This window comes from Sorangium aterium, from assembly GCF_028368935.1.
GTDB lineage: Bacteria > Myxococcota_A > Polyangia > Polyangiales > Polyangiaceae > Sorangium > Sorangium atrum.
In genome coordinates this window covers 630,166-653,912 of record NZ_JAQNDK010000006.1, presented here as the reverse complement: position 1 = coordinate 653,912, position 23,747 = coordinate 630,166, and the positions used below count along the sequence as shown (strand labels likewise).

General features: G+C 69.4%; 19 protein-coding genes. 18 read left to right on the top strand and 1 reads right to left on the bottom strand.

Going from position 1 to position 23,747, the window contains the following annotated elements; genetic code table 11:
• Window positions 1-370 precede the first annotated feature (370 nt).
• The 10 genes from POL72_RS46505 to POL72_RS46460 all read left to right on the top strand — a co-directional run bounded on the left by POL72_RS46505 (window position 371) and on the right by POL72_RS46460 (window position 13,148).
• The gene (locus POL72_RS46505; protein WP_272103421.1) at window positions 371-1,564 is read left to right on the top strand and encodes an ATP-binding cassette domain-containing protein; all 1,194 of its coding nucleotides are present in this window, start codon (window positions 371-373) and stop codon (window positions 1,562-1,564) included.
• A gap of 5 nt (window positions 1,565-1,569) precedes the next feature.
• Window positions 1,570-2,304, top strand: coding sequence for an ABC transporter permease (locus tag POL72_RS46500; protein WP_272103419.1), 735 nt, complete (start codon window positions 1,570-1,572; stop codon window positions 2,302-2,304).
• A 9-nt stretch (window positions 2,305-2,313) separates the two neighbouring features.
• On the top strand, window positions 2,314-4,158 hold the full coding sequence (locus POL72_RS46495) for a GldG family protein (protein ID WP_272103418.1): 1,845 nt from the start codon (window positions 2,314-2,316) through the stop codon (window positions 4,156-4,158).
• 27 nt (window positions 4,159-4,185) lie between these two features.
• Window positions 4,186-5,262 (top strand): DUF4340 domain-containing protein, encoded by a 1,077-nt coding sequence (locus POL72_RS46490; RefSeq protein WP_272103417.1) that lies wholly within the window; start codon window positions 4,186-4,188, stop codon window positions 5,260-5,262.
• Between the two features lie 485 nt (window positions 5,263-5,747).
• Entirely contained in the window at window positions 5,748-7,562 is a 1,815-nt protein-coding gene (locus POL72_RS46485; protein WP_272103415.1) for a fatty acyl-AMP ligase, read from the top strand.
• Window positions 7,549-8,433, top strand: a complete 885-nt coding sequence (locus tag POL72_RS46480; protein ID WP_272103413.1) for a class I SAM-dependent methyltransferase — start codon at window positions 7,549-7,551, stop codon at window positions 8,431-8,433. Before POL72_RS46485 ends, POL72_RS46480 begins: the two co-directional genes overlap by 14 nt.
• A gap of 3 nt (window positions 8,434-8,436) precedes the next feature.
• Window positions 8,437-8,688, top strand: coding sequence for an acyl carrier protein (locus POL72_RS46475; RefSeq protein WP_272103411.1), 252 nt, complete (start codon window positions 8,437-8,439; stop codon window positions 8,686-8,688).
• Complete coding sequence (locus tag POL72_RS46470) at window positions 8,685-9,563, top strand: acyl-ACP desaturase (protein WP_272103409.1); 879 nt, start codon at window positions 8,685-8,687, stop codon at window positions 9,561-9,563. Before POL72_RS46475 ends, POL72_RS46470 begins: the two co-directional genes overlap by 4 nt.
• Window positions 9,564-9,604: 41 nt before the next feature.
• Window positions 9,605-10,927: a beta-ketoacyl-[acyl-carrier-protein] synthase family protein gene (locus POL72_RS46465; RefSeq protein WP_272103407.1), complete on the top strand. Its 1,323-nt coding sequence runs from the start codon at window positions 9,605-9,607 to the stop codon at window positions 10,925-10,927.
• Between the two features lie 70 nt (window positions 10,928-10,997).
• A complete protein-coding gene (locus POL72_RS46460; protein WP_272103405.1) occupies window positions 10,998-13,148 on the top strand; it encodes a thioredoxin domain-containing protein in 2,151 nt (716 codons plus the stop codon).
• Window positions 13,149-13,426: 278 nt separating this feature from the next.
• Here the strand turns inward: POL72_RS46460 and POL72_RS46455 are convergent, their stop codons facing one another.
• Window positions 13,427-15,097: an OmpA family protein gene (locus POL72_RS46455; protein ID WP_272103403.1), complete on the bottom strand. Its 1,671-nt coding sequence runs from the start codon at window positions 15,095-15,097 to the stop codon at window positions 13,427-13,429.
• Window positions 15,098-15,525: 428 nt separating this feature from the next.
• Between POL72_RS46455 and rpmH the strand changes: the two genes are divergently transcribed.
• The 8 genes from rpmH (at window position 15,526) to POL72_RS46415 (ending at window position 23,715) form a co-directional block, all read left to right on the top strand.
• A complete protein-coding gene (gene rpmH / locus POL72_RS46450) occupies window positions 15,526-15,675 on the top strand; it encodes a 50S ribosomal protein L34 (protein ID WP_272103402.1) in 150 nt (49 codons plus the stop codon).
• 10 nt (window positions 15,676-15,685) lie between these two features.
• Window positions 15,686-16,246 (top strand): ribonuclease P protein component, encoded by a 561-nt coding sequence (gene rnpA / locus POL72_RS46445; protein WP_272103400.1) that lies wholly within the window; start codon window positions 15,686-15,688, stop codon window positions 16,244-16,246.
• A gap of 71 nt (window positions 16,247-16,317) precedes the next feature.
• Window positions 16,318-16,701 carry a membrane protein insertion efficiency factor YidD gene (gene yidD / locus POL72_RS50845; RefSeq protein WP_276598071.1) on the top strand — a complete coding sequence of 128 codons (384 nt, stop codon included), beginning with the start codon at window positions 16,318-16,320 and terminating at the stop codon, window positions 16,699-16,701.
• 156 nt (window positions 16,702-16,857) lie between these two features.
• Window positions 16,858-18,642 (top strand): membrane protein insertase YidC, encoded by a 1,785-nt coding sequence (gene yidC / locus POL72_RS46435; RefSeq protein ID WP_272103398.1) that lies wholly within the window; start codon window positions 16,858-16,860, stop codon window positions 18,640-18,642.
• Window positions 18,635-19,192 carry a Jag family protein gene (locus tag POL72_RS46430; protein ID WP_272103397.1) on the top strand — a complete coding sequence of 186 codons (558 nt, stop codon included), beginning with the start codon at window positions 18,635-18,637 and terminating at the stop codon, window positions 19,190-19,192. The genes yidC and POL72_RS46430 overlap by 8 nt, the downstream gene beginning before the upstream one ends.
• 338 nt (window positions 19,193-19,530) lie before the next feature.
• Window positions 19,531-19,884, top strand: a complete 354-nt coding sequence (gene rplS, locus POL72_RS46425) for a 50S ribosomal protein L19 (protein WP_012235149.1) — start codon at window positions 19,531-19,533, stop codon at window positions 19,882-19,884.
• A gap of 282 nt (window positions 19,885-20,166) precedes the next feature.
• Window positions 20,167-21,342, top strand: a complete 1,176-nt coding sequence (locus tag POL72_RS46420; protein ID WP_272103396.1) for an FHA domain-containing protein — start codon at window positions 20,167-20,169, stop codon at window positions 21,340-21,342.
• Between the two features lie 228 nt (window positions 21,343-21,570).
• Window positions 21,571-23,715, top strand: a complete 2,145-nt coding sequence (locus POL72_RS46415; protein WP_272103395.1) for an FHA domain-containing protein — start codon at window positions 21,571-21,573, stop codon at window positions 23,713-23,715.
• Window positions 23,716-23,747 lie beyond the last annotated feature (32 nt).

Here is a 23,747-nt window from a genome sequence, read left to right as displayed (position 1 = left end):
GTGGCCAACTAGTCCAACACAGACACTCGGGTCAAGGAGAAATTCCGCAGCCGCGCGCGCCAGGCGAGCCCGTCCCACGCGCGACCCGTCGCGGAGGCGCCGCCGCCACCCCGCCAATCCGGGGATAGCCCGGACAACCGCGCCGGGTGCAGCCCCGATCGCCGGGAATAAACACCAGGTTCAGCCGCTTCGGGTCGGCGCTGTTGACAGAGATCCACCCGCCGCTACGATGGCGCCGCCTTTCGCCTGGGTAATGGGTGATCCAGGGTGTCCCAACGGCGCGCCCGCCGGCCAAGGCGGGGGGGATCGCCAGGGGCGAACGACGGAGCAGGGCGCTCCGCTTCTCAAGGAACCATCTAAGGAGGTCATTTTGGCTAGCGATGTGATGATCGAGGCGAGCTCGCTGACCAAGCGCTATGGGTCGCTGCGCGCGCTCGACAAGGTGAGCTTCGAGGTCCATCGCGGCGAGGTCGTCGGCTTCCTGGGACCGAACGGGGCCGGCAAGTCGACGACGATGCGCATCCTCACCTGCTTCCTCTCGGCGTCGGCCGGGACGGCGCGGGTCCACGGGTACGACGTCTTCGACGACCCGCTCGATGTCCGGCGCAAGCTCGGGTACCTGCCCCAGCGCGCCCCGCTCTACGGCGAGATGAACGTGTGGGAATACCTCTCGTTCGTCGCCGACATGCGCGGCCTCGATCATTCGCTCTTCAAGAAGCGGATGAAGGGGATCGTCGAGGTATGCGGCCTCGCCCAGGTGCTCGGTAAGGACATCGGCACGCTGTCCCACGGCTATCGCCAGCGCGTCGGCCTCGGCCAGGCGCTCGTCCACGATCCCCCGATCCTCATCCTCGACGAGCCGACGAGCGATCTCGACCCGAACGAGAAGGCGGAGGTCATCCGTTACATCAAGGAGATCGGCAAGGAGCGGACGATCCTCCTCTCCACCCACAACCTCTCCGAGGTCGAGGCCGCCTGCGCCCGCGCCATCGTCGTCTCCAAGGGGCGCGTCGTCGCCGACGGCCCGCTCGACGACATCCGCGCCAAGAGCGGCAAGGTCCGCTACGTCGTCACCGTCCACGAGAAGAAGGTCTTCGAGGGCGGCGACGGCTACCGGTCGGGCGCGCGCAAGCCGCCGACGGCCCAGGAGGTCCAGGAGGCGCTCTCCGGTCTGCCCGGGGTCACCAGCGTCACCGAGCTGCCGACCGGCGACAGCGCCCACAGCTTCCAGCTCCTCGGCGCGCTCGGCGGCGACATCCGGCCCGAGCTCTTCCAGCTCGTCGTGCAGAAGGGCTGGCTCCTCCTCGAGATGCGGCGCGACTCGCAGAGCCTCGAGGACGTGTTCAAGGCGCTCACGCGCGGCGACGAGCGCAAGGACCGCGGCCGCAAGCTGATCACCGACGACCTTGACGACGAGGACGAGGCGAGCGCGGCGGCCGACGACGACGAGGACGACGAGGACGACGAGGACGACGACAGCGCCGGCGACGAGGCCAAGGACGGCAGCGACGGCGGCGAGGACGAAGGCGCGGAGGAAGAAGCGCCCGGCAAGAAGAAGGGCTGAACGGTATGAGCACCACCCTGACCATCGCGAAGCGGGAGTTCCGCTCCAACTTCGATTCCCCACTGGCCTACGTCGTGATCTGCTTCGGGCTGATCGCGCTCGGCCTCATCTTCTTCTTCATGAACGGCGGCTTCTGGCAGGCGGATCGCGCCTCGCTCGTGCAGCTGTTCAGCTGGGCGCCGATAGGGCTCTCCTTCTTGATCGTCCCCGTCATCACGATGCGGCTCCTCGCGGAGGAGAAGCGGAGCGGCACGCTCGAGATGCTGATCACGCTGCCCGTGCAGGACCACGAGGTCGTCCTCGGCAAGTTCCTCGGCGCGTGGGGGCTCGTCCTCGTGCTCGTCTTCTCGACGATCCTCTATCCGATCATGATGTTCGTGTGGCCCTGGCACCTCGGCGCGCTCGACAGCGGGCCCGTGCTCTCGGGCTACATCGGCCTCGTGCTCTACAGCGCGGCGGCGGTCTCGATCGGCCTCCTCATCTCGTCGCTGACCGACAGCCAGGTGATCGCGTTCTTCATCACCTTCCTGGTGCTCGGGTTCCTGCACGGCGTGGACAACTTCGCCGACTACGCCCCGTCGTTCCTCCGCGACTTCCTCTCCTTCATCAGCTTCGACACCCGCCTCACGCCGTTCGCGCGCGGCATGGTGTCCACTCGAGACATCGTCTTCTTCCTCTCGGTCACCGCGGGCAGCCTCATGGCCGCGTTCAGGGCGCTCGAGCGCAGGAAGTGGGCGTAAGGACCAACCATGGAACGGAAAGCCAAAGCCGCGACGCAGACAGGCGTCTACCTGGCCATCGTGGCCGCCATCCTCGTGGTGGCCAACGTCATCTCGTACGGCGCCTACAAGCGCTTCGACATGACGAAGACCGAGAGGTTCACCCTCTCGAAGGGCTCGGCCCACCTCGTCCGCGAGGGGCTCAAGCAGGATCTCCAGATCGACGTCTACGTCACCCGGGGGCTCCCGAAGCACGAGGCGTTCATCCAGGACCTCACCGACCTCATGAACGAGTACGAGCAGGCCTCGAACGGCAAGCTCCACTACGCGATCATCGAGGCGAAGACGGACGAGCAGCGCGCCGCCGCCAAGGAGGCGGGCCTGCAGGAGGCCGCGTTCGGCGAGGGGAGCGAGACCGGCCAGGATCAGGCCACGATCACCCGCGGGTTCATGGGCATCGCCTTCAAGTACGGCAGCGAGAAGGAGGCGATCCCGATGCTCTCGCCGGACCAGGCGCAGGGCCTCGAGTTCTGGATCACGAACACGATCCGCGAGATCCGCGACAAGGCGGACGCCATCGACACCAAGATCGGCATCGTGACCGGCAAGGACGAGATCAAGCTGACGGACGCGAACCTCGTCGCGGCCCAGGGCGGCCGGGGGGGCGGCCCGTCGATGCGCGCGCTGCTCGAGCACCACTTCCCGTTCTACAAGTTCGAGGACGTCGACCTGAAGGGCGGCGACAGCGAGATCAACAAGGAGCTCGCCGGCCTCGTCATCACGCAGCCGGGCAAGGAGTTCACCGAGAAGGAGCTGCGCCGCATCGACCAGTTCATGATGCTGGGCAACAAGGCGCTCGCCGTGTTCGCCGGCGCGGTGAACCTCAAGGCGTCCGATCCGGCGATGAAGGCTTCGCTCAACACCTGGGGCCTCGAGAAGCTGCTCGACGGCTACGGCGTCGAGATGAAGAAGGAGGCGATCCTCGACTGGAGCCGCTCGATGGCCATCCCGGTGCAGACGCAGTCGGGCCAGATGATGTGGTTCCGCGCGCCGGGCATCCTCCAGCTCCAGGAGGACAGCCGCTTCGACGAGAAGGAGCAGATCCTCGACTCGTCGTTCCCCGGCTTCTTCCGCCTCCCCGAGCTCTCCTTCCCCTTCCCGTCGACCCTCGTGCCGCACCCGGAGAAGCAGCCCGAGGCGACGATGAAGGTCGTCGCGCGCTCGACGCCGAAGACGACGGTCGACGTGTCCGAGGCCATCGACATGAAGTTCTCGGCCGACTGGAAGCCGAAGGGCGAGTACGCGCAGCGCGCGATCGCCGTGACCATCGAGGGCAAGCTCAAGAGCGCCTTCGGGGGCCAGGAGGGGCTCGGGATCAGCGCTCCCGCGGAGAGCGCTGACAAGGGCCGCATCCTCGTGCTGTCGGCGTCGCAGTTCCTCGCGAACCCGTTCGCGCGGGCCGGCAACCCGCCCCCCATGCCGCCTCAGATGGCGATGATGGGCGGGATGGGCGGCGACGAGGATCTCCTGATGCTCTCGCAGCCGTACGCGCAGAAGTACCTGACCGCCACCATCCTGGCGTTCAAGAACACCCTCGACTGGATGGCGGGGGACAGCACGCTGCTCGCCGCGACCGCGAAGATGTTCGGCGACACGAACCTGACCTACGCGGGCATCGAGAAGCCGAAGCAGGAGGCCACGGACGACGAGGCCACCCTGGCCAAGAAGGCCGAGGAGTACCGGGCGGAGCGCAAGACCGTGCAGCAGCGCGTGCAGTGGTCGCTGACGCTCTTGCCGGCGGCCCTCTTCGCCGTGTTCGGCCTCATCCGGTGGCGGCGTCGCGAGAGCGCCCGCGAGAACATCACGCTCGACTGAGCCAGAGCCCCATCGGGTGAAAGAGCCATGAAGACCGAGCACAGAATCTACATCGCCCTCGCCGTCCTCGCGCTCCTCGGCCTCGGCGTGTACTTCACGCAGAAGAAGCAGAAGGACGAGCTCGCCGCGCACTCGGCGACCGCCGCCACGGCGGATCTGCCGAAGGTGGGCGTCTCGAAGGAAGACGTCGAGAAGGTCACGAAGATCGCGATCAAGAACGCCGACAAGTCCGACGTGACGCTCGAGAAGAAGGGCGACACGTGGGAGGTCACGAAGCCCGTCAACGCCAAGGCGAACGCGGCGAACGTGCGGAGCCTCCTCGACAACCTGAAGGAGCTCAAGCTGAAGGAGGTCATCGACCGGACGAACGGCACGTACCCTCAGTACGAGCTCACCAACGAGAAGGCGGTCCACGTCGTCGCGTACAAGGGTGAGGAGAAGGCGCTCGACCTGTACCTCGGCAAGAGCGGCTCGCGCGGCCAGATGGCGCGCGTCGACGGGAAGGACGGCGTCTTCGTCGCGGGCGGCTACTCGAGCTACCTCTACACGCGGGAGCCGAAGAACTGGCGCGAGACGTCGATCCTCAAGTTCGAGGACGAGAACGCCATCCAGGTCTCGGTCGAGAACAAGAACGGCCTGTTCAGCTTCTCGAAGAACGGCGACAAGTGGGCCGGCACGTTCGCCCAGCGCGACAAGGGCGGCAAGCTGGGCGCGGCCTCCGCGAAGTGGGAGAAGTTCGACGAGGCCAAGGTGAAGGACCTGCTGCGCGCCTACAAGAACCTCGGCGCGGAGGACTTCGGCGACGAGAAGTCGGACACCGGGCTCGACGCGGCGGCCTCGAACGGCGGGATCATCACGATCAAGCTCAAGGACAACGCGGGCGACTTCACCGTCAAGGTGGGCAAGATCGCGAAGGGGTCGAGCCGCTACGCCACGAAGGAAGGCGGCGATGGCACGATCTACGTGCTGTCGTCGTGGTCGGCCGACTGGGCCCTCGCGGAGCCGAAGAGGTTCGAGAAGACCGAGAAGAAGGACGACAAGAAGGGCGAAGACGCCCATGAAGACGAGGCGGCGGGCCACATGGGCCTGGACGACGGCGAGTAGCCGGCGACGTCGCGCATGAGAGCGGGAGGCGCTGGGAGACCGGCGCCTCTTTGCATTTTGTGCGCCCGCAGCTCGAAGCCGGGTGGCCATCTCACCGGCGCAACCAGGCAACCTCAACCTGGGTCGGCCCAACCTCAACCTGGGTCGGCAACCTCAACCTGGGTCGGCCCAACCTCAACCTGGGTCGGCGCCATCTGCCGGCGCCATCTGCCGGTGTGACTCCCGCACCACGCGAACCTCAATTCGCACTCGAGGGCGGATGTGACGAATATTCGACGCACTCTGCGCACGATTTTTCGTCACCCGTGACTATCGCGCCCTGGCGAATCCGAAGCGTACACGGCGGAATCAAGCTCAAACCCTGGATTCCCGTGTTTTCTGTTTGCCCTGGCTCGATTTTCGCTTATGGCTGCGCTCACTCAGGCCCCCGTTGTCCTTATCGGACGGATCACTACGTCCGGCCGGCCTGAGCCGCCAGAGAGCCTATGCGCACGTTCGTCGAAGTCCTTCAGCAGAATTCGGTGCACGCCGACCGCGCAGTCACGTTCGTTCGCAGCTCGGGGGAGGAGCGAGCGATCACCTACGCCGAGCTCTGGATCGAGGCGAGGCGCCGGGCCTACGCGCTTCGCAAGCTCGGGCTCCGCAAGGGCGACCGGGTCGCGCTGATCCTGACGGAGGCCGACGAGTTCGTCCTGACCTTCGTGGGCGCGCTGACGGCAGGCATCGTCGCCGTCCCGATGTACCCGCCGCAGTCGCTGGCCAAGCTCGAGGCGTACGGCGAGACCGTGCAGCACATCCTCGAGGCGTCAGGCGCCAGCGTGCTCGTCACGAACGAGCAGCTCAAGGAGATGATCGACGCCTACCTCGCGGCGAACGGCGAGAGCCGCGATGCCCTGCCGGGGCTGCGCGTCGTCCTCGAGCGTGACCTGCGCGCGCCCGACCCGTTCGACGCATCGGACGCGGGCGAGCCGTGGCGCGTGTCCCTCGACGACCTCGCGTTCCTGCAGTTCACGTCGGGGAGCACCTCGCGGCCGAAGGGCGTGATGGTGACCCACCGCAACCTGACGGTGAACAGCCACGCCATCATGTTCGACGGGCTGCGCTCCACCCCGGAAGATCGCGGCGTCAGCTGGCTGCCCCTCTACCACGACATGGGGCTCATCGGCTTCGTCATCGCGCCGCTCTACGCGCTCGTGCCGGTGATGTTCCTGCCGACGACGGCGTTCATCCGCCGCCCCTCGCTCTGGCTCGACGCGATCCACAGGTTCCGCGGCACGATCACCTTTGCCCCGAACTTCGCCTTCGCCCTCGCCACGCGCGCCGTCACCGACGCGCAGGCGGGCAGCTGGGACCTCTCCTGCGTGCGCGCGCTCGGGTGCGGCGCCGAGCCGATCCAGGCCGACGTGCTCCGCGCGTTCCTCCGCCGCTTCGGCGAGCGGGGGCTCCGCCCGGAGAGCATCCTGCCCTCGTACGGCATGGCCGAGGCCACGCTGGCGATCACGTTCAGCGACCTCAAGGCCCCGCTCACCACCGATCGCGTGGACGCGAAGGCGATGCAGGCCGGCAAGGCGTGGCCCGCGAACGGCGGCGCGTCGCTGGAGCTCGTCTCCTGCGGTCGCCCCCTCCCCTGCCACGAGCTCATCATCGCGGGCCCCGACGGATCGCCGCTCGGCCCGCGCGAGGTCGGGGAGATCTGGGTGCGCGGCCCGAGCGTCGCCGCCGGCTACTTCAACGAGCCAGAGGCGACCGAGGCCGCGTTCGGAGGGGGCTGGCTGCGGACAGGCGATCTCGGCTATACCGTCGCCGGCGAGGTGTACCTCTGCGGCCGCTCCAAGGATCTCATCATCCTGGGCGGCAAGAACTACTTCCCCCAGGACATCGAGCGCATCGCGTCCTCCGTCGAGGGGGTGCGCGAGGGCCACTGCGTCGCGTTCTCGTGCCTCACCGCCGAGGGGGCCGAGCGCGCGATCGTCGTCGCCGAGGCCAAGCGGAGCGTCGCCGGCGTCGCGCAGGCGATCACCCAGGCCGTGCGCGCCCAGCTCGGCGTGCAGCTGTCCGAGGTCGCGCTGATCAAGCGGGGGACGCTGGCGAAGACGTCGAGCGGCAAGGTGCGGCGCCGCGAGATGAAGCGGCGCTTCGAGGCCGGCGAGCTCGAGGTCGCCTCGGACATTGACGAGGGCGCGACGCCCTCTCCCCATGGCGACGTGGTCCGCGCGGGCGGCCCTGGGTCGCGAACCGAAGGGGGCCGCGCGGGCGGCGCCCCGGCACGTGTCGAAGGAGTCATCGATGGGATCCAGTAAGGCCGAGGTCGAGGTCAGCTACGACGTCTCGAACGAGTTCTTCAGGCTCTGGCTCGACGAGCGCATGAACTACACATGCGCCGTCTACGAGTCCCCCGAGCAGTCGCTCGAGGCCGCGCAGCTGAACAAGCTCCGGATCCTGTCGGACTTCGCCAAGGCGGGGCCCGGGAAGAAGGTGCTCGACATCGGCTGCGGCTGGGGCGCGGCGCTCGAGTACGTGGCCACGACGCGCGGCGTGACGCGCGCGGTCGGCGTCACCCTGTCCACCGCGCAGGCCGCCGAGGTGAACGCCCGGAAGATCCCCGGCGTCGAGGTGGTCGGCGGCGATTTCCGGACCTTCGCGACGGCCGAGCGGTTCGACAGCCTCATCTCGATCTGCATGATCGATCACCTGTGCTCGCCGGAGGAGGCGCGCCAGGGCAAGGCCATCGACATCTATCGGGCTTACTTCAAGAAGGCCTGGGAGCTCACGAGCAAGGGCGCCTGGTTCGGCCTCCAGACCATCCTCCGCAACCGTACGCCGCGGATGACGCCCTGGGGTGGGCTCCCCGGCGGCACGAAGAAAGAGCTGGAGGACATCTACTTCGTCACGCGGGAGATCTTCCCCGGGGGGCTGAACCCTCGGCTCGAGGACATCATCCAGGCGGCGAACCCCTACTGGGAGGTGATGCAGGTGAACACGCGGCGCGAGCACTACCAGCGCACCACCGCGGAGTGGCTCCGCCGGCTCAAGCTGAACGAGAAGACCATCCGGTCGACGTGGGGGGACAAGGTCTTCGACGACTACGATCGTTACCTGTCGACGTGCGTGAACGCGTTCGACAAGCACTACAGCTCCCTCGCTCAATACGAGCTTCGCAGGATCGACTGAACCATGACGGACAAGACCAATCTGCTCGAGATGTTCAAGACGGTTGCCGCCCGGGTGGACAAGCGCGAGTTCCCCAATGTCACCGCGACGTCCGTGATCACCGAGCTCGGCATCGACTCGCTCTCGATGATGCAGATCGTCGGAGAGATGGAGACAGAGCTCGGGATCATGATTCCGGACGAGGATCTGGTCGAGCTCATCACCGTGGGCGACCTCTGCAAGAAGGTCGGGGAGCGGCTGGAGGCGATCGTATGAGCCGGCTGGAGGAGAAGATCTTCCAGGAGTACATGACGTTCTTCGAGAAGGCGGAGCGCGAGCGCCGCTGGAACGTCTTCCAGGACATCCCGTGGGAGCGCGTGAACAGGGACGCGAGCGAGGAGCTCGCCCTGTGCGCGGAGACCTTCTGCTCGGTCGAGATGTACCTGCCGGACTACGTGGCGAACGGCATCAACCTCGTGCGGAAGTACTTCGGCCAGGCGTGGTTCCAGGCCAACTGGGCCTATGAGGAGTCGAAGCACTCGCTCACGCTGATGCAGTACCTCCTGCGCTCCGGCAAGCGCACGGAGGAGCAGCTCACCGATCTACAGAACCAGATCTTCGAGAAGAAGTGGGACCTCCCGTTCCACACGCCGCGGCAGATGACGTTCTACGGCTGCGTGCAGGAGATGGCGACGTTCGTCATCTACGTGAAGCACCGGGAGCGGGCCGCGACGGAGGGCGACGAGTGCCTGCGGGCGATCTACGACTACATCGCCCGCGACGAGATCGCCCATTGCCGCTTCTACCAGAGCGTCATCAAGGTGCTGCTCGAGGAGGACCGGCCGGGGACGCTCGCGGACATGGCGCACGTGTTCGCGAACTTCGAGATGCCGGGCGTCGGGATCGTCCCCGACTACGACTCGCGCATCCTGAAGATGCGCGAGGCCGGCGTCGACCGGAACGTGTTCATCCAGAAGGTCTACATGCCGATCCTCAAGTACCTCGGCGTGAGCCGGCACGAGATGCTCGCCGCCCAGCGCACAGCGCTCGAGCTTCGCCGCGGCGGTGAGGGCCGCCGTGACACCTCGATCGAGGGCCGCGCAGGCGCTCCCAACCTGGACAACGCCGCGCCCCAGGTGCTGTCCGCCTGAACCCTTCCACCTCCCCTCCCCCAACGAACACGAGCAGTCCGATGCGAAGGCGGGTCGTCGTGACCGGGATCGGCGCCGTTTGCCCGCTGGGCAACGACGCCGCCACCACCTGGCAGAACCTCCTCGCGGGCCGGTCCGGCGTGGACTACATCCGCGATTTCCCCGTCGACAGGCTCCGCAGCGACATCGCGGCCAGCGTGAAGGGGTTCGATGTCGGGAGGTACCTGTCGCCCAAAGAAGCGGAGATCTACGGCCGCGTGACCCACTTCAGCCTCGCGGCCGCGGTGGAGGCGCTGCGCGAGGCCGGCATCGTGCCGATCGAGCGCGCCCCTGCCGCGGAAGACGAGGCGGAACGCGCGGGCGCGCGGGCACAGGGCGCGCCGCCGCTCGCCACCGCGCCAGCGAGCGGCCTCGACCGGACCCGCATCGGGTGCCTGATGTCCACGGGCATGGGGTCGGTCGAGATCTTCGAAGAGCAGGTCGCCAGGAGCGCGGCGCGCGGCCCGCGGGCGGTGTCGCCCTACTTCATCCCGGGCGTCATGCCGAACGGCGCGGCGGCGCTCATCTCCATGCGGTACGGGCTCATGGGGCCGTCGTACAACCTCGCGAGCGCGTGCGCGACGGGCACGCACTCGATCGCGACCTCGGCCCTCATGATCGAGGCGGGCGAGGCCGACGTGATGGTCGCGGGGGGCGCCGAGGCAGCGACGCGCCTCAACACCGTCGCGGGCTTCGGCAATGCGAAGGCGCTCGCCAGGGCCGTCGACGGCGACCCCGCGCGCGCGAGCCGCCCGTTCGACCGGCGCCGCCAGGGCTTCGTGATGGGCGAGGGAGCAGGCGCGCTCGTGCTCGAGGAGGAGCAGCACGCGCTCGCGCGCGGCGCGAAGCCGCTCGCCGTCGTGGCCGGCTTCGGGATGACCACGGACGCGGAGCACCTCACGCGGCCGCACTCAGGGGGGCTCGGGCTCGCGCTCGCGGTGGAGCGAGCCCTCGCCAGGGCCGGCACGGCGCCGGAGGCGATCGGCTACATCAACCCGCACGCGACCTCGACGCCGCAGGGCGACGCCGCCGAGGTGCTGGCGCTGCGGCGCGTCTTCGGCGAGCGCCTCGCGCGCATCCCGATCTCGGCGACCAAGTCGATGATCGGGCACCTGCTCGGCGGCGCCGGCGCCGTCGAGACGATCGCGGTCGTGTGCTCGCTGCGCGACCAGCTGCTGCACCCGTCCATCAACGTGGATGAGCTCGATCCGGAGTGCTCCCTGGACGTCGTGCGGGAGCGGCGGGCGGTCGATCTGCGTCACGCGGTCAAGTGCTCGGCGGGCTTCGGCGGGCACAACTGCGCGCTGGTGCTGGAGCGGGCGTAGCGCCGGCGACGGCCGCGGGGCGGCTGGCGGACGGCTGGCGGCCCCGCGCGTCCGGCCCTACGTGGGGCCCATGGCAGCCCACAAGAACAGGCTCGCGAGCGAGTCGTCGCCGTACCTCCTGCAGCACGCGCACAACCCGGTCGCGTGGTACCCGTGGGGCGCCGAGGCGCTCGATCTCGCTCGCCGAGAGGACAAGCCGATCCTCCTGTCCATCGGCTACGCCGCCTGCCACTGGTGCCACGTGATGGAGCGCGAGTCGTTCGAGGACGAGGCGATCGCCCAGCACATGAACGACCTCTTCGTGAACATCAAGGTCGACCGGGAAGAGCGGCCCGATCTCGATCACATCTACCAGCTCGTCGTGCAGCTCATGGGCCGGAGCGGCGGCTGGCCGCTGACGGTGTTCCTCACCCCGGACCAGCGCCCCTTCTTCGCGGGCACGTACTTCCCGCCGAAGGACGCGCTCGGCATGCCCGGCTTCCCGAAGGTGCTCGACAAGATCGCCGACGCCTTCAGGAAGCGGCGCGACGACGTCGAGCAGCAGGCGCAGGAGATCACCGAGGCCATCGAGCGCGCGCAGCGCGCGCCGGCGCGCGCTGCAGGCGTCGTCGCGCCCGCGTCGTCGGATCTGCTCCGGCGCGCGTCGCGGCAGCTGCTCGCGCGCCTCGACCCCCGCCACGGCGGCATCGGATCGCGGCCGAAGTTCCCGAACACGATGGCGCTCGACGTGCTGCTCCGCCGCGGCGTGCTGGAGGGCGACCGCGTCGCGGCGGAGGGCGTCGAGCTCACGCTGGACAGGATGCGGGACGGCGGCATCTGGGATCACCTGCGCGGCGGCTTCCACCGCTACTCGACGGACGAGCGCTGGCTCGTGCCCCACTTCGAGAAGATGCTCTACGACAACGCGCTCCTCCTGCGCCTCTACGCCGACGGGTTCCGCGCGTTCAGGAAGCCGATCTACGCCGAGACGGCGCGTGAGATCGTCGGCTACCTGTTCGCCGAGATGCGCGACCCGGAGGGCGGCTTCTACGCGTCGCAGGACGCCGACTCGGAGGGGAGCGAGGGCAAGTTCTTCGTGTGGACGCTCGATCAGCTCCGCGACGCCGTCGGCGAGGATCGGCTCGCGTACGACGTGGCCCGCCTCGTCTTCGGCATCACCGAGGAGGGCAACTTCGAGGAAAGCGGCGCGACGGTGCTCTCGCAGCACCGCACGCTCGAGCAGGCCGCGGCGGTCATCGACGAAGGCGCGGGAGGGGGCTCCTCGACCCACCTCGATCGCTGCCGCGAGGCGCTCGCGCGCGCCAGGGCCGCGATGCTCGCGGCGCGCGAGGCGAGGCCTCGGCCGGCGCGCGACGACAAGGTGCTCGCGAGCTGGAACGGGCTGCTCATCGGGGCGCTCGCCGACGCGGGCCGCGCGCTGGACGAGCCCGCCTGGGTCGACGCCGCGGCGCGCGCCTTCGCGCTGCTCGAGCGGAAGCTCATCCGCGGCGGCCGCGTCGGCCGTTACCTCAAGGACGGCGCGCCCGCAGGCGCGAAGGGCGAGCGCGGCGGCTCCGGCGCGGCCCTGGGCGACGTCCGGCCAGGGTTCCTCGACGACCAGGCGTACCTCGGGAACGCGGCGCTCGATCTGTACGAGGCCACCTCCGACCCGCGCTACGTCGGCGTCGCGCGCGCGATCGCGGACGCGATGATCGCGCACCACTGGGACGAGGCCACGCCCGGGTTCTTCTTCACGCCGGACGACGGCGACGCGCTGATCGCGCGCACGCAGGACATCTACGACCAGGCCGCGCCCTCGGCCGCCTCGATGGCGGCGCTCCTCTGCCTTCGCCTCTCCGAGATCGCCGACGAGCGTTACCTCTCACCGGCGGAGCGGCAGCTGGAGGTCCTCGCGCCGACGGCGCTCGAGAACGCCTTCGGTCTCGGCCAGACCGTGTGCGTGCTCGACCGCCTGACGCGCGGCGCGGTGACGATCGTGGTGATCGGCGAGGCGGGCTCGGCGGCGGCAGCCGAGCTCGCGCGCGAGGCGTTCAAGGCGTACCTGCCGAATCGGGCGATCGTGCTCGTGGATCCGGGTCGGCCTGAGAGCGCCGCGGCGGTGAAGGTCGTCGCCGAGGGCAAGCCCGCGCGCCCTGGCGAGGCGGTCGCCTACACGTGCCGCGGGCGGACGTGCTCGGCGCCCGTCACGACGCCGGCCGACCTCAAGGCGCTGCTGGGGTAACGCGGCACGCGCTGAGCTCGCACGGGCCGCGATCCGGGGCGCTCCTGCAGGTGCATCCGGACACCGGGCCCGGCGCGTGCGTCTGCGCGCATCCACGCCCGACGCCTTCGGCGCGGCCCTCGCTCGGCGCGCAGACCTCCACGTCGAGCCTCGAGTCGTCGTCGAAGTCCGTCACGAAGGTGCAGCTGCAGCGGTAGGGCGTGCCCTGCTCAGGGCGGCACGCCGACGAGAGCGCCACGCACAGCAGGGCTCCCGCGCGCGCCGCCCGGGCGGGCCATCTACGGCGTGACGGTGCCGCCACCCTTGTCGCCGCCGGCCTTGTTCCCACCCGTGTTGCTCTCGCGGATGTGGAACTCGACGCGCCGGTTCTTCTGGCGCCCGGCCTCGGTGCTGTTGTCCTCGATCGGCCGCTTCGGACCAAAGCCCGCCGCCGTGAGCCGCGCCGGATCGATGCCGCCCCGCTCGATCAGGTACGTCCTCACCGAGTGAGCGCGATCGTTCGAGAGCTTCTCGTTGAGCTGGTCCGAGCCCCGGTTGTCGGTGTGGCCCTCGATCGCGACGAGCGTGATCTCGGGGTTCACCTTGAGGAGCCGGACGACCTCGTCGAGGATGCTGTAGCTGTTCGGCAGGATCCTCGCGCTGCCGGTCGCGAACTGCACCTGCTTCAGGATCTGGATCTCGCTCGACCCCGTGATGCGACGGATGAACTGCGGGCAGCCGTTCTTCGTCGGCTCGGGGCTCGGCTGGCCCGGCTCCTTGGGGCAGGCGTCCTTCGCGTCCGGGATGCTGTCCTCGTCGGCGTCGTCCTCCGGGCAGCCGTCGGCGTCGTTGATCTTGTCGAAGTCCTCGGGCTGATCCGGGCACTTGTCGCTCGTGTCGGGGATGCCGTCGCCGTCGCGATCGGGCAGCGCCGGGCAGCCGTCGTCGGGGTTCGGCGGCTTGCCGTCCTCGGGATCGGTCGGGCAGAGATCGATGTCGTCCGGGAGCCCATCCTTGTCCGTATCCGCGGCGCGCGGCGGCACCGCCTGGAAGCGCCTGCCGGGAGACATGGGCTCGACGTCCGAGATGCCGAACGAGTAGCCGATGGCCGCGACCATCCGGAAATCCGGCGCGTAGCCGCCCGACAGCCGCGTTCCGGCGCCGGCCCCGAGCCACCCCTTCTTGCGCTGATCGAGCGCGAGCCGCCCCTCGGCCATCCACTCCAGCGGCGTGTTGTCGCCCGTGAACGTCGTGCCCCGGCCGAGGCCCGTCGATCCGAAGATCTGCGCGCCGAGCCGCAGCGTCCCGTTCCGGAGCGGGAGGAAGCCGCCGATCCCCCACCTCCACTCGTTCGTCACGGCGAAGTCGTTGAGCGATGAGTACGGACGGAAGTGCACCCCGGTGTTCAGGACGAAGAACATCGACTTGAGATCGATCTCGCCGGAGAGCCCGATCATCGCGCTCGCGGCGTTGTCGCCCGAGAACGAGAGCTTGCTGCCGGTCGGCACCCACGCCGTCGCGTTGGCGCCCAGCTTGAAGAAGCGATCCTCGGTGCGGTACAGGATCGCCCGCCCGTCGAGCCGTATGTCCATGAGCGCGGCGGTCGAAGGGCTCGCCGCGTCCTCTGCGCCGGCGACGCTCGGGTCGTTCGTCGGGTTGCTCGTCTGGAGGGCGATGACCGGCAGCCCCACCTGGAACGAGAAGCGGTCGAGGAGCTCGACGCCCCCGTTGAAGTAGCCGATGAGCTGCGAGGACACCGGCGAGCCGTGTTCCCTGCTGAACCGCCCCGCGGCCTGCTCGTCGTTCAGCATGTTCTCGACCCGGAAGGGATTGAGGCCGAGCCCGAGCCCGAACTGCCCGAAGAAGCGCGTCTCCGGCGCCACCTGCGGTCGCCAGAGCGCGATCGAGTCGTCGGGAGCGCCGGCCATGTAGAGCCGGTCCAGGTAGAACGTTCTCGTCTGTGCGCTCACAGGGAGCGCGCTCAAGAACAAGGCTCCCGCCGCAGCAGCCCCCAGCGCGCGTCGCTTGACGCCCCGTGCGGGCGCGTGCTGCTTTTCCCCCTCATGTCCTCCGGTGCGCGTCAAATTCCCTCCTGTGACCCGCTTTCGAACGGCCGTCGCGGTCGATCGGAGGCTACACGCTAACCCAGGCGTCTAGAAAGGTGAGAGAGAACGGCGAACCCGGGCAAGGCGCGTACAAGGCGCGTACGTACAAGGCGCGGTAAAGGCGCGGTAAAGGCGCGGTAAAGGCGCGGTAAAGGCGCGGTAAAGGCGCGGTAAAGGCGCGTCACCACGTCATCCGGTGTTGACCTGAGCCGAACGTCATGCTTTCTTGCGCGCCCGCTTGACGTGCGGCCAGGATGCCGCCGTTCGCGGTCCAGACCGAGGGACCACCAGCCATGAAGCGCACCTACCAGCCCCATAACACCCGCCGCGCCCGGACCCACGGCTTCCGTGCGCGTATGGCGACCGCCGGCGGTCGCAAGGTCATCAACAACCGTCGCCGCAAGGGCCGCGCCCGGCTCTCGCCCACCATCTACAAGAAGTAACGCGGCGGTGATGGCGCCAGCGCACCCGCGCTCGTCGGCGTCCTCCTCCTCGTTCCCGCGCGAGCGCCGCATTCGCAGGCGGGCTGAATTCGTCCGCATCCAGAACGGTGGTCATCGCGTCAGCACCCGCCACCTGCTGATCCTCGTCGCGGCCCCCACCGAGGGCGCCGCTCGCGGCGGGGCCCCCCGCGGCGGCGACGTGAAGAGCGCTGCCGCGCCCGTCCCATCGGGGCCGTCTCGCCTGGGCCTCGTCGCCTCGCGCAAGGTGGGCGGCGCCGTGTCACGCAATCGCGCGAAGCGCCTGCTCAGGGAGGCGTTCCGGAGATTCCCGGAGCTCTTCCCGGAGCGCGTCGACATCGTGGTGATCCTCCGCACTGGCGCCGGCTCGCTCGGCCTCGATGACGTCCTCGCGGAGCTTCGGGGCGTGGTTCCGGTGCTCCGCCGCCGGGCGAGGGAGGCGCTCACCGCCGCGCCGCGCGCGCGAACGGAGCTCATGGCCGAGCGCAGCGCAGGCGATCCGCCAGCGCGCGCGCCAGACCAGACTGACCAGGCCGACCCGACCGACAGCTAGAAGATGGCGGGGCATACCTTGCGCCGTGGTGCGCTGGGCCCCAAGCTCATCGCTCTCTCACGGCTCACCGCATGCTGGCGACGCTCCTCCTCGCGCTGATCCGCGCCTACCAGATGACGCTCTCCAGGCTCATCGTGGCGTTGATGGGTCCGGTCTGTCGGTTCGAGCCCTCCTGCTCGCGCTACGCCGCCGCCTGCATCGTGGACCACGGGGCGCTCCGGGGGAGCTTGCTTTCGCTCAAGCGACTGTGTAGGTGTCACCCGTTTCATCCAGGCGGGTTCGACCCTCCGCCGCCACCTCGTCTTCGCCGTGCCGCGGCTGCCCGGATGCCGCGTCAACGGGACGCTGACCCGCGGGATACGACACGCTGTTCGTCTACTGGCGCGGAGCTCGCCTCGCACGCCTCATCCCCTTGTCGAGCGGGCTTCAGCGGCCGGGTCACCCTCATGGACTAATCCCGCTCGGCCATCGACAAGGCCCCCTGCGGCACGGCGCACGACACACCGCGGAGCGAAGCCCGCACGGAGCGACCCTGGGCAGCCTCGTGAGGCGTCACGAGACGCCCGCAGCGAAGGGCGCGGCTCGAGATCCTGGGATCGACGAAGGACTTCATGGAACGCAGCAATATCGCCAAATGGCTGTTCCTCGGCCTCGCCATCATCCTGTTCTTCCAGTTCGGCAAGCCGCTCCTCTTCGGCCATAGCGCGCCGCAGCTGCAGCCGCTCGACGTCAACGACAGCACGGCCCCCGCCGAGCGCGCGCCCGCCGAGGCGTGCGTCATCGACGGAGATCGCTTCAAGGCGGAGCTGTCGACGCACGGCGGGTCGCTCCGGCACCTGTGGATGACGGACCCGAAGTACACGACGGGGAACGGCGAGCGCAGGCCGATGGACCTGGTCACGACCTCGCTCGAGTCGCGGATGCCTCTCAGGACGGATCTACGCCTGCCTGGTGGCAGCACGCCGCAGGTGCCGTTCGACGATCTCGACTGGAAGCTCTCGGCGCAGGACGGCAAGAGCTGCACGTTCACCTACGCCGACGACGCGACGAGGCTCACCAAGATCGTCGCGGCCACGGGACGTCCCTTCGAGCTCTCGGTGCAGATGACGGTCGAGAACCTCGCGCAGGAGCCGCGCAAGCACCGGCTCTCCGTCGAGCAGACGTCGTGGCGAACCCAGAAGGAGACGGAGGGCCACCTCGGCCTGATCTCGGAGTGGATCACCGAGACGGTCGCCGCGACCGACCAGAAGACCGAGCGTCAGCACCCCGACGCCTTCGAGCCCGGCGACTTCAAGGACCCGGAGTTCACCGCCGAGCGCTGGCGGCGCACCCCGGGCAACGCGCGGTTCGCCGCGGTCTCGAGCAGCTACTTCAGCAAGATCGCGATCCCGCTGGAAGGGCCGGGGCAGCCCACGGCCGAGACGCAGATCGAAGACATCTGGGATTCATCGAAGTTCCAGGACAAAGGCAAGGACCCGAACTTCGGGCACGTCTATCGCGCGCGGCTCGCCTATCCGGAGCAGGAGCTCGCGCCCGGCGGCGCGGTGACCTACAAGCTCCTGTCCTTCACCGGGCCGAAGGAGCGCGATCTGCTCGCCGCCGTCGACCACGGGGCGAGCGAGGTCATCAACCTCGGCTGGTTCTCGCCGATCGCGAAGCTCCTCGTCTCGTACCTCTATGTCCTCCACCGCGCCGTGGGCAGCTGGGGGTGGGCGATCGTCCTGCTCACCATCACCGTCCGGCTCCTGCTCTTCCCGCTGAGCATCCAGCAGATCAAGAGCGCCGCCGCGATGCGCAAGCTCAAGCCGGAGATGGATGAGATCAACGCGAGGTACAAGGACGACGCTGCCCAGCGCGGCGTCGCGATGCAGGAGCTCTGGCGCAAGAACAAGGTCGCGAACCCGGTCATCGGCTGCTTCCCGATGCTGCTCCAGATGCCGGTATGGTTCGCCCTCTACACCGCGCTCCAGACCGCGGTGGAGCTCTACCACACCCCGTTCGGCCCTGTGATTCCGGACCTGTCGGCCCCGGGAAAGTACTTCATCATTCCCATCGTCCTCGGCGGCTCGAGCTTCATCCAGCAGAGGCTCATGCCCCCGCAGGGCGACCCGGCGCAGCAGAAGATGATGATGTACCTGATGCCCGGCATCTTCACCGCGATGATGCTCTTCCTCCCGGCCGGCCTCGGCGTTTACATGTTGACGAACACCTGGCTCGGCATCGGGCAGCAGGTGCTCGTCGAGCGCTACCTGAAGGCGAAGAACGAGCGAGCCGGCGGCATCAAGGTGCGAGAGATCGCGAGCGCGGAGCCCCAATCCGCGATGAAGAAGACTCCGGGCGACGACGACAAGTCGGCCCCTGCTCTCGGAAAGGGAAAAGCACGTGTCCGTGGATAGTGAAGTTGCCGAAAGGGGAATCGACGCGGCGGACGTCGATGCCGAGGCGCAGGGCGCTGGCGACGCGGCCGAGTTCGAGGAGGACGGGCGCGCCGATATCGCGCTTGACTTCGTGATCGATGTGCTCGCGGCGATGGGCATGGACTGCACCGTCGACCTCCTCGAGAACGAGGAGGAGGATCCGCCCGAGGAGATCCGGCTCGAGATCGAGGGGAAGGACGCGGGCCGCGTGATCGGCAAGAAGGGGCAGACGCTCTCGGCGCTGCAGTTCCTCGCCAACCGCGTGATCAACCGGCCGGGCAAGAAGCGGCGTCATGTGATCATCGACGCCGAGGGCTACCGGCAGCGGCGCGAGGACACGCTCTCTTCCATGGCGCGCAGGCTGGGCAAGCAGGCGGTCGAGGAGGGCAAGATCATCACCTTCGAGCCGATGAACCCGCAGGACCGCCGCGTCGTCCACCTCGCGCTGGCGAAGTTTCCCGGCGTCGTCACCAAGAGCGACGGCGAGGGAGAGGCCCGCCGCGTGCAAATCATCCCCGTCCGCCGCTGAGGCAGAAGGCCCGGCACGAAGCGCGCACCAAGCGCGCACGGGCACCAGGAGCGCGCATCAAGAGCGACTGCGCCGCTGCCAGCGTTGACACCGGATCGCCCGCATGCATAATGCCGCACCTCTCCGGTACCCCCCGGGGAGGTGCGCGGGCACGCGCTCGCGCCCATGTTCTGCGGAACCGCAACCGGGTTCCGTCTGCGTTCATCGCGTGAAGCACGAGGGCCGCGCGGCCCCCGCTCCGCCGGACGCAGTCCACGAACGGCGGCGGCCCTGCCCCCTTGAGCACGGGCACGGGACCGCGAAGACGGATCCCCGACCCTTTGAAGGATTGACCGACCATGCAGACCTCGAACATCCTCGCGAAGATCGAAGCTCCCCTGTTCCGCGAGGGGATCCCGGATTTCCGGGTCGGCGATACGGTGCGCGTCCACTACCGGATCGTCGAGGGTGAGAAGGAGCGCATCCAGGTGTTCCAGGGTGTCGTGCTGAAGCGCCACCGCGCCGGGGTCCGGAGCACCTTCACCGTGCGCAAGGTGAGCTTCACGGTCGGCGTCGAGCGCATGTTCCTCCTCCACAGCCCCCGCATCGACAAGGTCGAGATCGTCTCGCGTGGCGTGGTCCGCCGCTCGCGGCTCTTCTACCTGCGCAACCTGGCAGGCAAGGCCGCCCGCGTCCGCGACGCAAAGGATTGATCCCGCCGTCCGGCACCATCCATCCCGCGCGAGAGCGCTCCCGCAGAGCAGATGGCCAGGGGGGCAGCCGGCTCCCTGCTTCGATCGCGCGCGCAAGCATCCATGGCGCAGCGCGGAAGCGGCTGCGCGCTGGACGGTGACGTGTGCATGCGCGCGCACGCACCGCGTTGCCGGCCTGTAGCAAGGGTTCCCGCATACTTCTTCCTTGATCCTCGGCCGAGCGGCCACGGTATGCTCGCGGCGGCGGTGCCCCCGGCGCCGCGAAACCCGAGAAGGATCACCATGCTCTGTCCGCGTTGCGGTGCGCCCGCGACCCCCGCCGATAAATTCTGCGCTGTGTGCGCCTCGCCGCTCGCCCCGTCCGGGCCTGGAGCGTTCGGGGCTCCGCCTCCGCCGCCGCCTCCTCCTCCGCCGTTTCCTGCTCCGGGCTTCGGGGCGCCCCCCGAGCCTCCCCCGAACTATGGCTCGCCGAGCGGCGGTTTTGGTCCGCCCCCGCCGGCGCCGTTCGGGGCTCCTCCAGGCTCGCCTCCCGGGTTCCCGCCGGCGCCCGACGGCGGCCCGGCCGGCTTCGGTCCGCCTCCGCCCTTCGGGCCGCAGCCTGGTGGCTACGGCGCGCCCCAGCCGCCCCCTCCTGTTCCGCTGAAGCCGCCGCCGTTCCCGCCGGAGCCGCCCATCTACGGCGCACCGGGCGGCGGCTATGGCTCGGCCCCGAGCTTCCCTGAGCAGCAGCAGGGCAGCTATCCCGGCCCTCCGCTCCCGCGGCCCGGCTTCGGCCCGCCCCCGCAGCCCGGGTTCGGTCCGCCTCCGCAGCCGCAGGGCGCGCGCTGCGTGCAGGGGCACGCGATCCCGGCGGGCGGCTCGTTCTGCATGGAGGGAGGCCACCCGATCGCCCTCGACGGCATCCAGATGAGCGGCGATCCCTTCAACCAGACGGCCTATGCGCCCAACCAGCAAGGGGCGTCCGCGCCGCCGCCGATGCCGCAGGCGAGCGGCAGCGGAGCCTACGGCGAGCCGCCGCAGCCACAGCAGAACCTCGCCCCGCCGGGCCCGCCGCCCGCGTACATCCCGCCTCCTCCCGCGGTGCGCGCGCCGACGCCGGCGCCGCCGAGGGCCGTGGGGCAGGAGAGCCGCCGCGCCCTCGCCGGCTTCCTCGTCAGCTTCCAGGACGACGCGCTCGGCAGGTTCTGGCCGCTCTGGCAAGGCAAGAACATCGTCGGCCGCGCCGAGACAGGGCAGAAGGTCGACATCGAGATAGCGCACGGCACGACCTCGACGCATCACGCGATGCTCGAGGTCGACGGCGGTCGGATCGTCCTCGCCGACCTCGGCTCCACCAATGGGACGTTCCACAACGAGGAGGCGATCGGCTTCCAGGGCCGGCGCGAGCTGCGCGATGGCGACAAGATCCGCTTCGGCGGGTTCAGCGTCATCCTGCTCAGCGTGGCCGCGCGGGCCTGACGGGCCCATCGCACGAGGAGAGGCGTTGCCGAGCCTGGCCCCCTTCCCCCGCGACGTTCGACCGGCACCTGGCGCCCCTGCCAGGCTGCGTGAAAACCAACCGGATAGCCGCCGCCAGCGCGCGGCGGCCGCCCCGCTCGCGCAGGGAGCGCTCCTCGGCTCCCTCGCGCCCGCTGGAGATCCCCACGCATGACTCCCTCTCATGACGCGACTCGCCCGATCCACTCCATGAGCGCCTCCGCCCGTCGCGGCAGGCGCGAGGGCAAGGCCCTGCGCTGCGCGAAGCTCCTCGCGCTCGCGGCCGCTGTCCTCGTGCTCCTCGCCGGACAGCGCCGCGCCGAGGCCGCGCCCGAAGCGCACCTGCTCCGCATCGACCCGCGCGCGAGCACCGTGGACGGCTCGCCCGTGCTCACGACCGTGCTCGAGGTCGTGCAGAACAAGCGCCTCAGCGACCTCACCCGCAACTGCGCCGCGCTCACGGGCAACGCGAACCTCGACTGCGTCGCCGACGCGATCGAGCAGCCGTCGGCGCTCTACTCGTCGTTCGACTTCCCGGACAAGAACGCGATCCTCTCCGTCACGGTCGACGGCACGGATCTGCCGGCGAAGTTCGAGTCGAAGGCGCGGTGGGGCGACAGCGCCGGTCAGCCGGGCGTCGGGACGGCGTGGCTCATCCTGATCGACGCCGCGTCGAGCATGGGCGCCCGCTTCGACGAGGCGAAGTCGGTCGCGAGCGCGTTCGTCAACGCGATGCAGCCGAACGACATCGTCGACGTGATGTTCTTCAATGATCGCGGCATCGTCGAGGACTCGAAGTGGGTGAGCAACAAGCAGGCGGCGGCGCAGGCGATCGCCGGCGTCGCGCGCACCTACCCGACGCAGGGCCGCACGCGCCCGCTCTTCACGATCATCAAGAACGCCGCGACCGACGCGTTCAAGGAGCTCGGCAACGCAGGTCAGGGCGTCCAGGTGCCGATGCACCAGGCGATGGTGGTCCTCTCGAACGGCTCCGCCGGCGCGGATCCCAGCTCGACCGCCGCCGCGTCGAACCTCCTCCGCGACTACCTGACGAAGGGGCGGTTCCCCGAGAACAACGACGTCCTGCCGAAGACGCCGGTGCCCGTCATCTCGATCTGGTTCCCGAGCCAGCTCGTCGAGGAGTTCACGGCGAACGCCCGCGAGTTCATGGAGGGGATGGCGAACACCGAGATCGGCGGCTTCTTCAGCGTGGTGCGCGACGGCCAGCAGCGGCGCGCGGCCAACATCGTCAACGCGATCCGCACCCGCTTCAACAAGATGCACATCGTGAAGTGGCGGGTCTCGTGCGTCGCGCCGAGCATCACGCAGACGTTCAAGCTCGCCTTCATCAACACGGATCCGCCGATCGCGGGCGACGCCACCTTCCAGAACGTCCCCGTGGGCATCGATCCGACCGCGTGGCCGCTCGACGTCGATCGCGACGCGACCGACCGCGCGGCGAAGAAGACGCCGATCTATCCCGGCGGCACGGTCAAGATCTTCGGCAACTTCTGCTGGGGTGGCAACGCGCAGCGGGCAGAGATCTACATGGTCCCGAAGAACCAGGCGGCGCCGCAGTCGCTGCAGGGCGGGAACATCGAGGACGCGAAGAAGGCCCAGCGCACGCTGATCGAGGGCGGGATGCGCGGCAAGGCGGTCTCGGCCGGCGACAGCGTCGTCGAGTTCGAGCTCCCGGACACCGACAAGTTCCTCGTGGGCAAGGGCGACCAGACGACGGCGCGCCTCATCATCTACGACAACCAGGCGCGGCGGACGAGCGCGGTCACGGCCGACAAGATCCTCACGCTGAAGGCGAAGGAGGCGCCGCTGCCGTACTTGCTCATCGGGGGCGTGACCTTCGGCGGCGTCGTCATCGTGCTGCTCCTCGTCTCCATCTTCCGCGGCGGCGGGAAGCGGCGCGGCGGCACCGTGGCGGCCGCGCCCCCGAGGCCCATCGTGGCGGGGAGCGGGCCGCCTCCGCCTTACGCGCCCGCGCCGCCGCCCCCGGGCGACTTCGGCGGCTACGGCGGCGGGCCGATGATGGGGCCCCCCATGGGCGGGGTCAGCCGGGCGACGCTCTCGGGCCCGGCGGGCATCTTCACCGTGCACCCCGGCGCCGAGGTGCGCGCGGGGCGCGACGGCGCGTCGTGCCTGATCGCGCTGTCGGAGCCGCGCGTGTCCGGCACCCATGCGAGCGTGAAGCTCGAGGCCGGCCAGCTGTTCGTGCGGGACGAGAACTCCAACAACGGGACCTACGTGAACGGCCAGCGAATCGCCGCGGCCGTGTGGACGCTCGTGCCGCCCGGCGCGTCGTTGCGGTTCGGCCCCGTCGAGTTCAGCGTCCGTTTGGAGTAGCGTGTCCGGGGCCCGTTCTCGCGCCCCGAGCG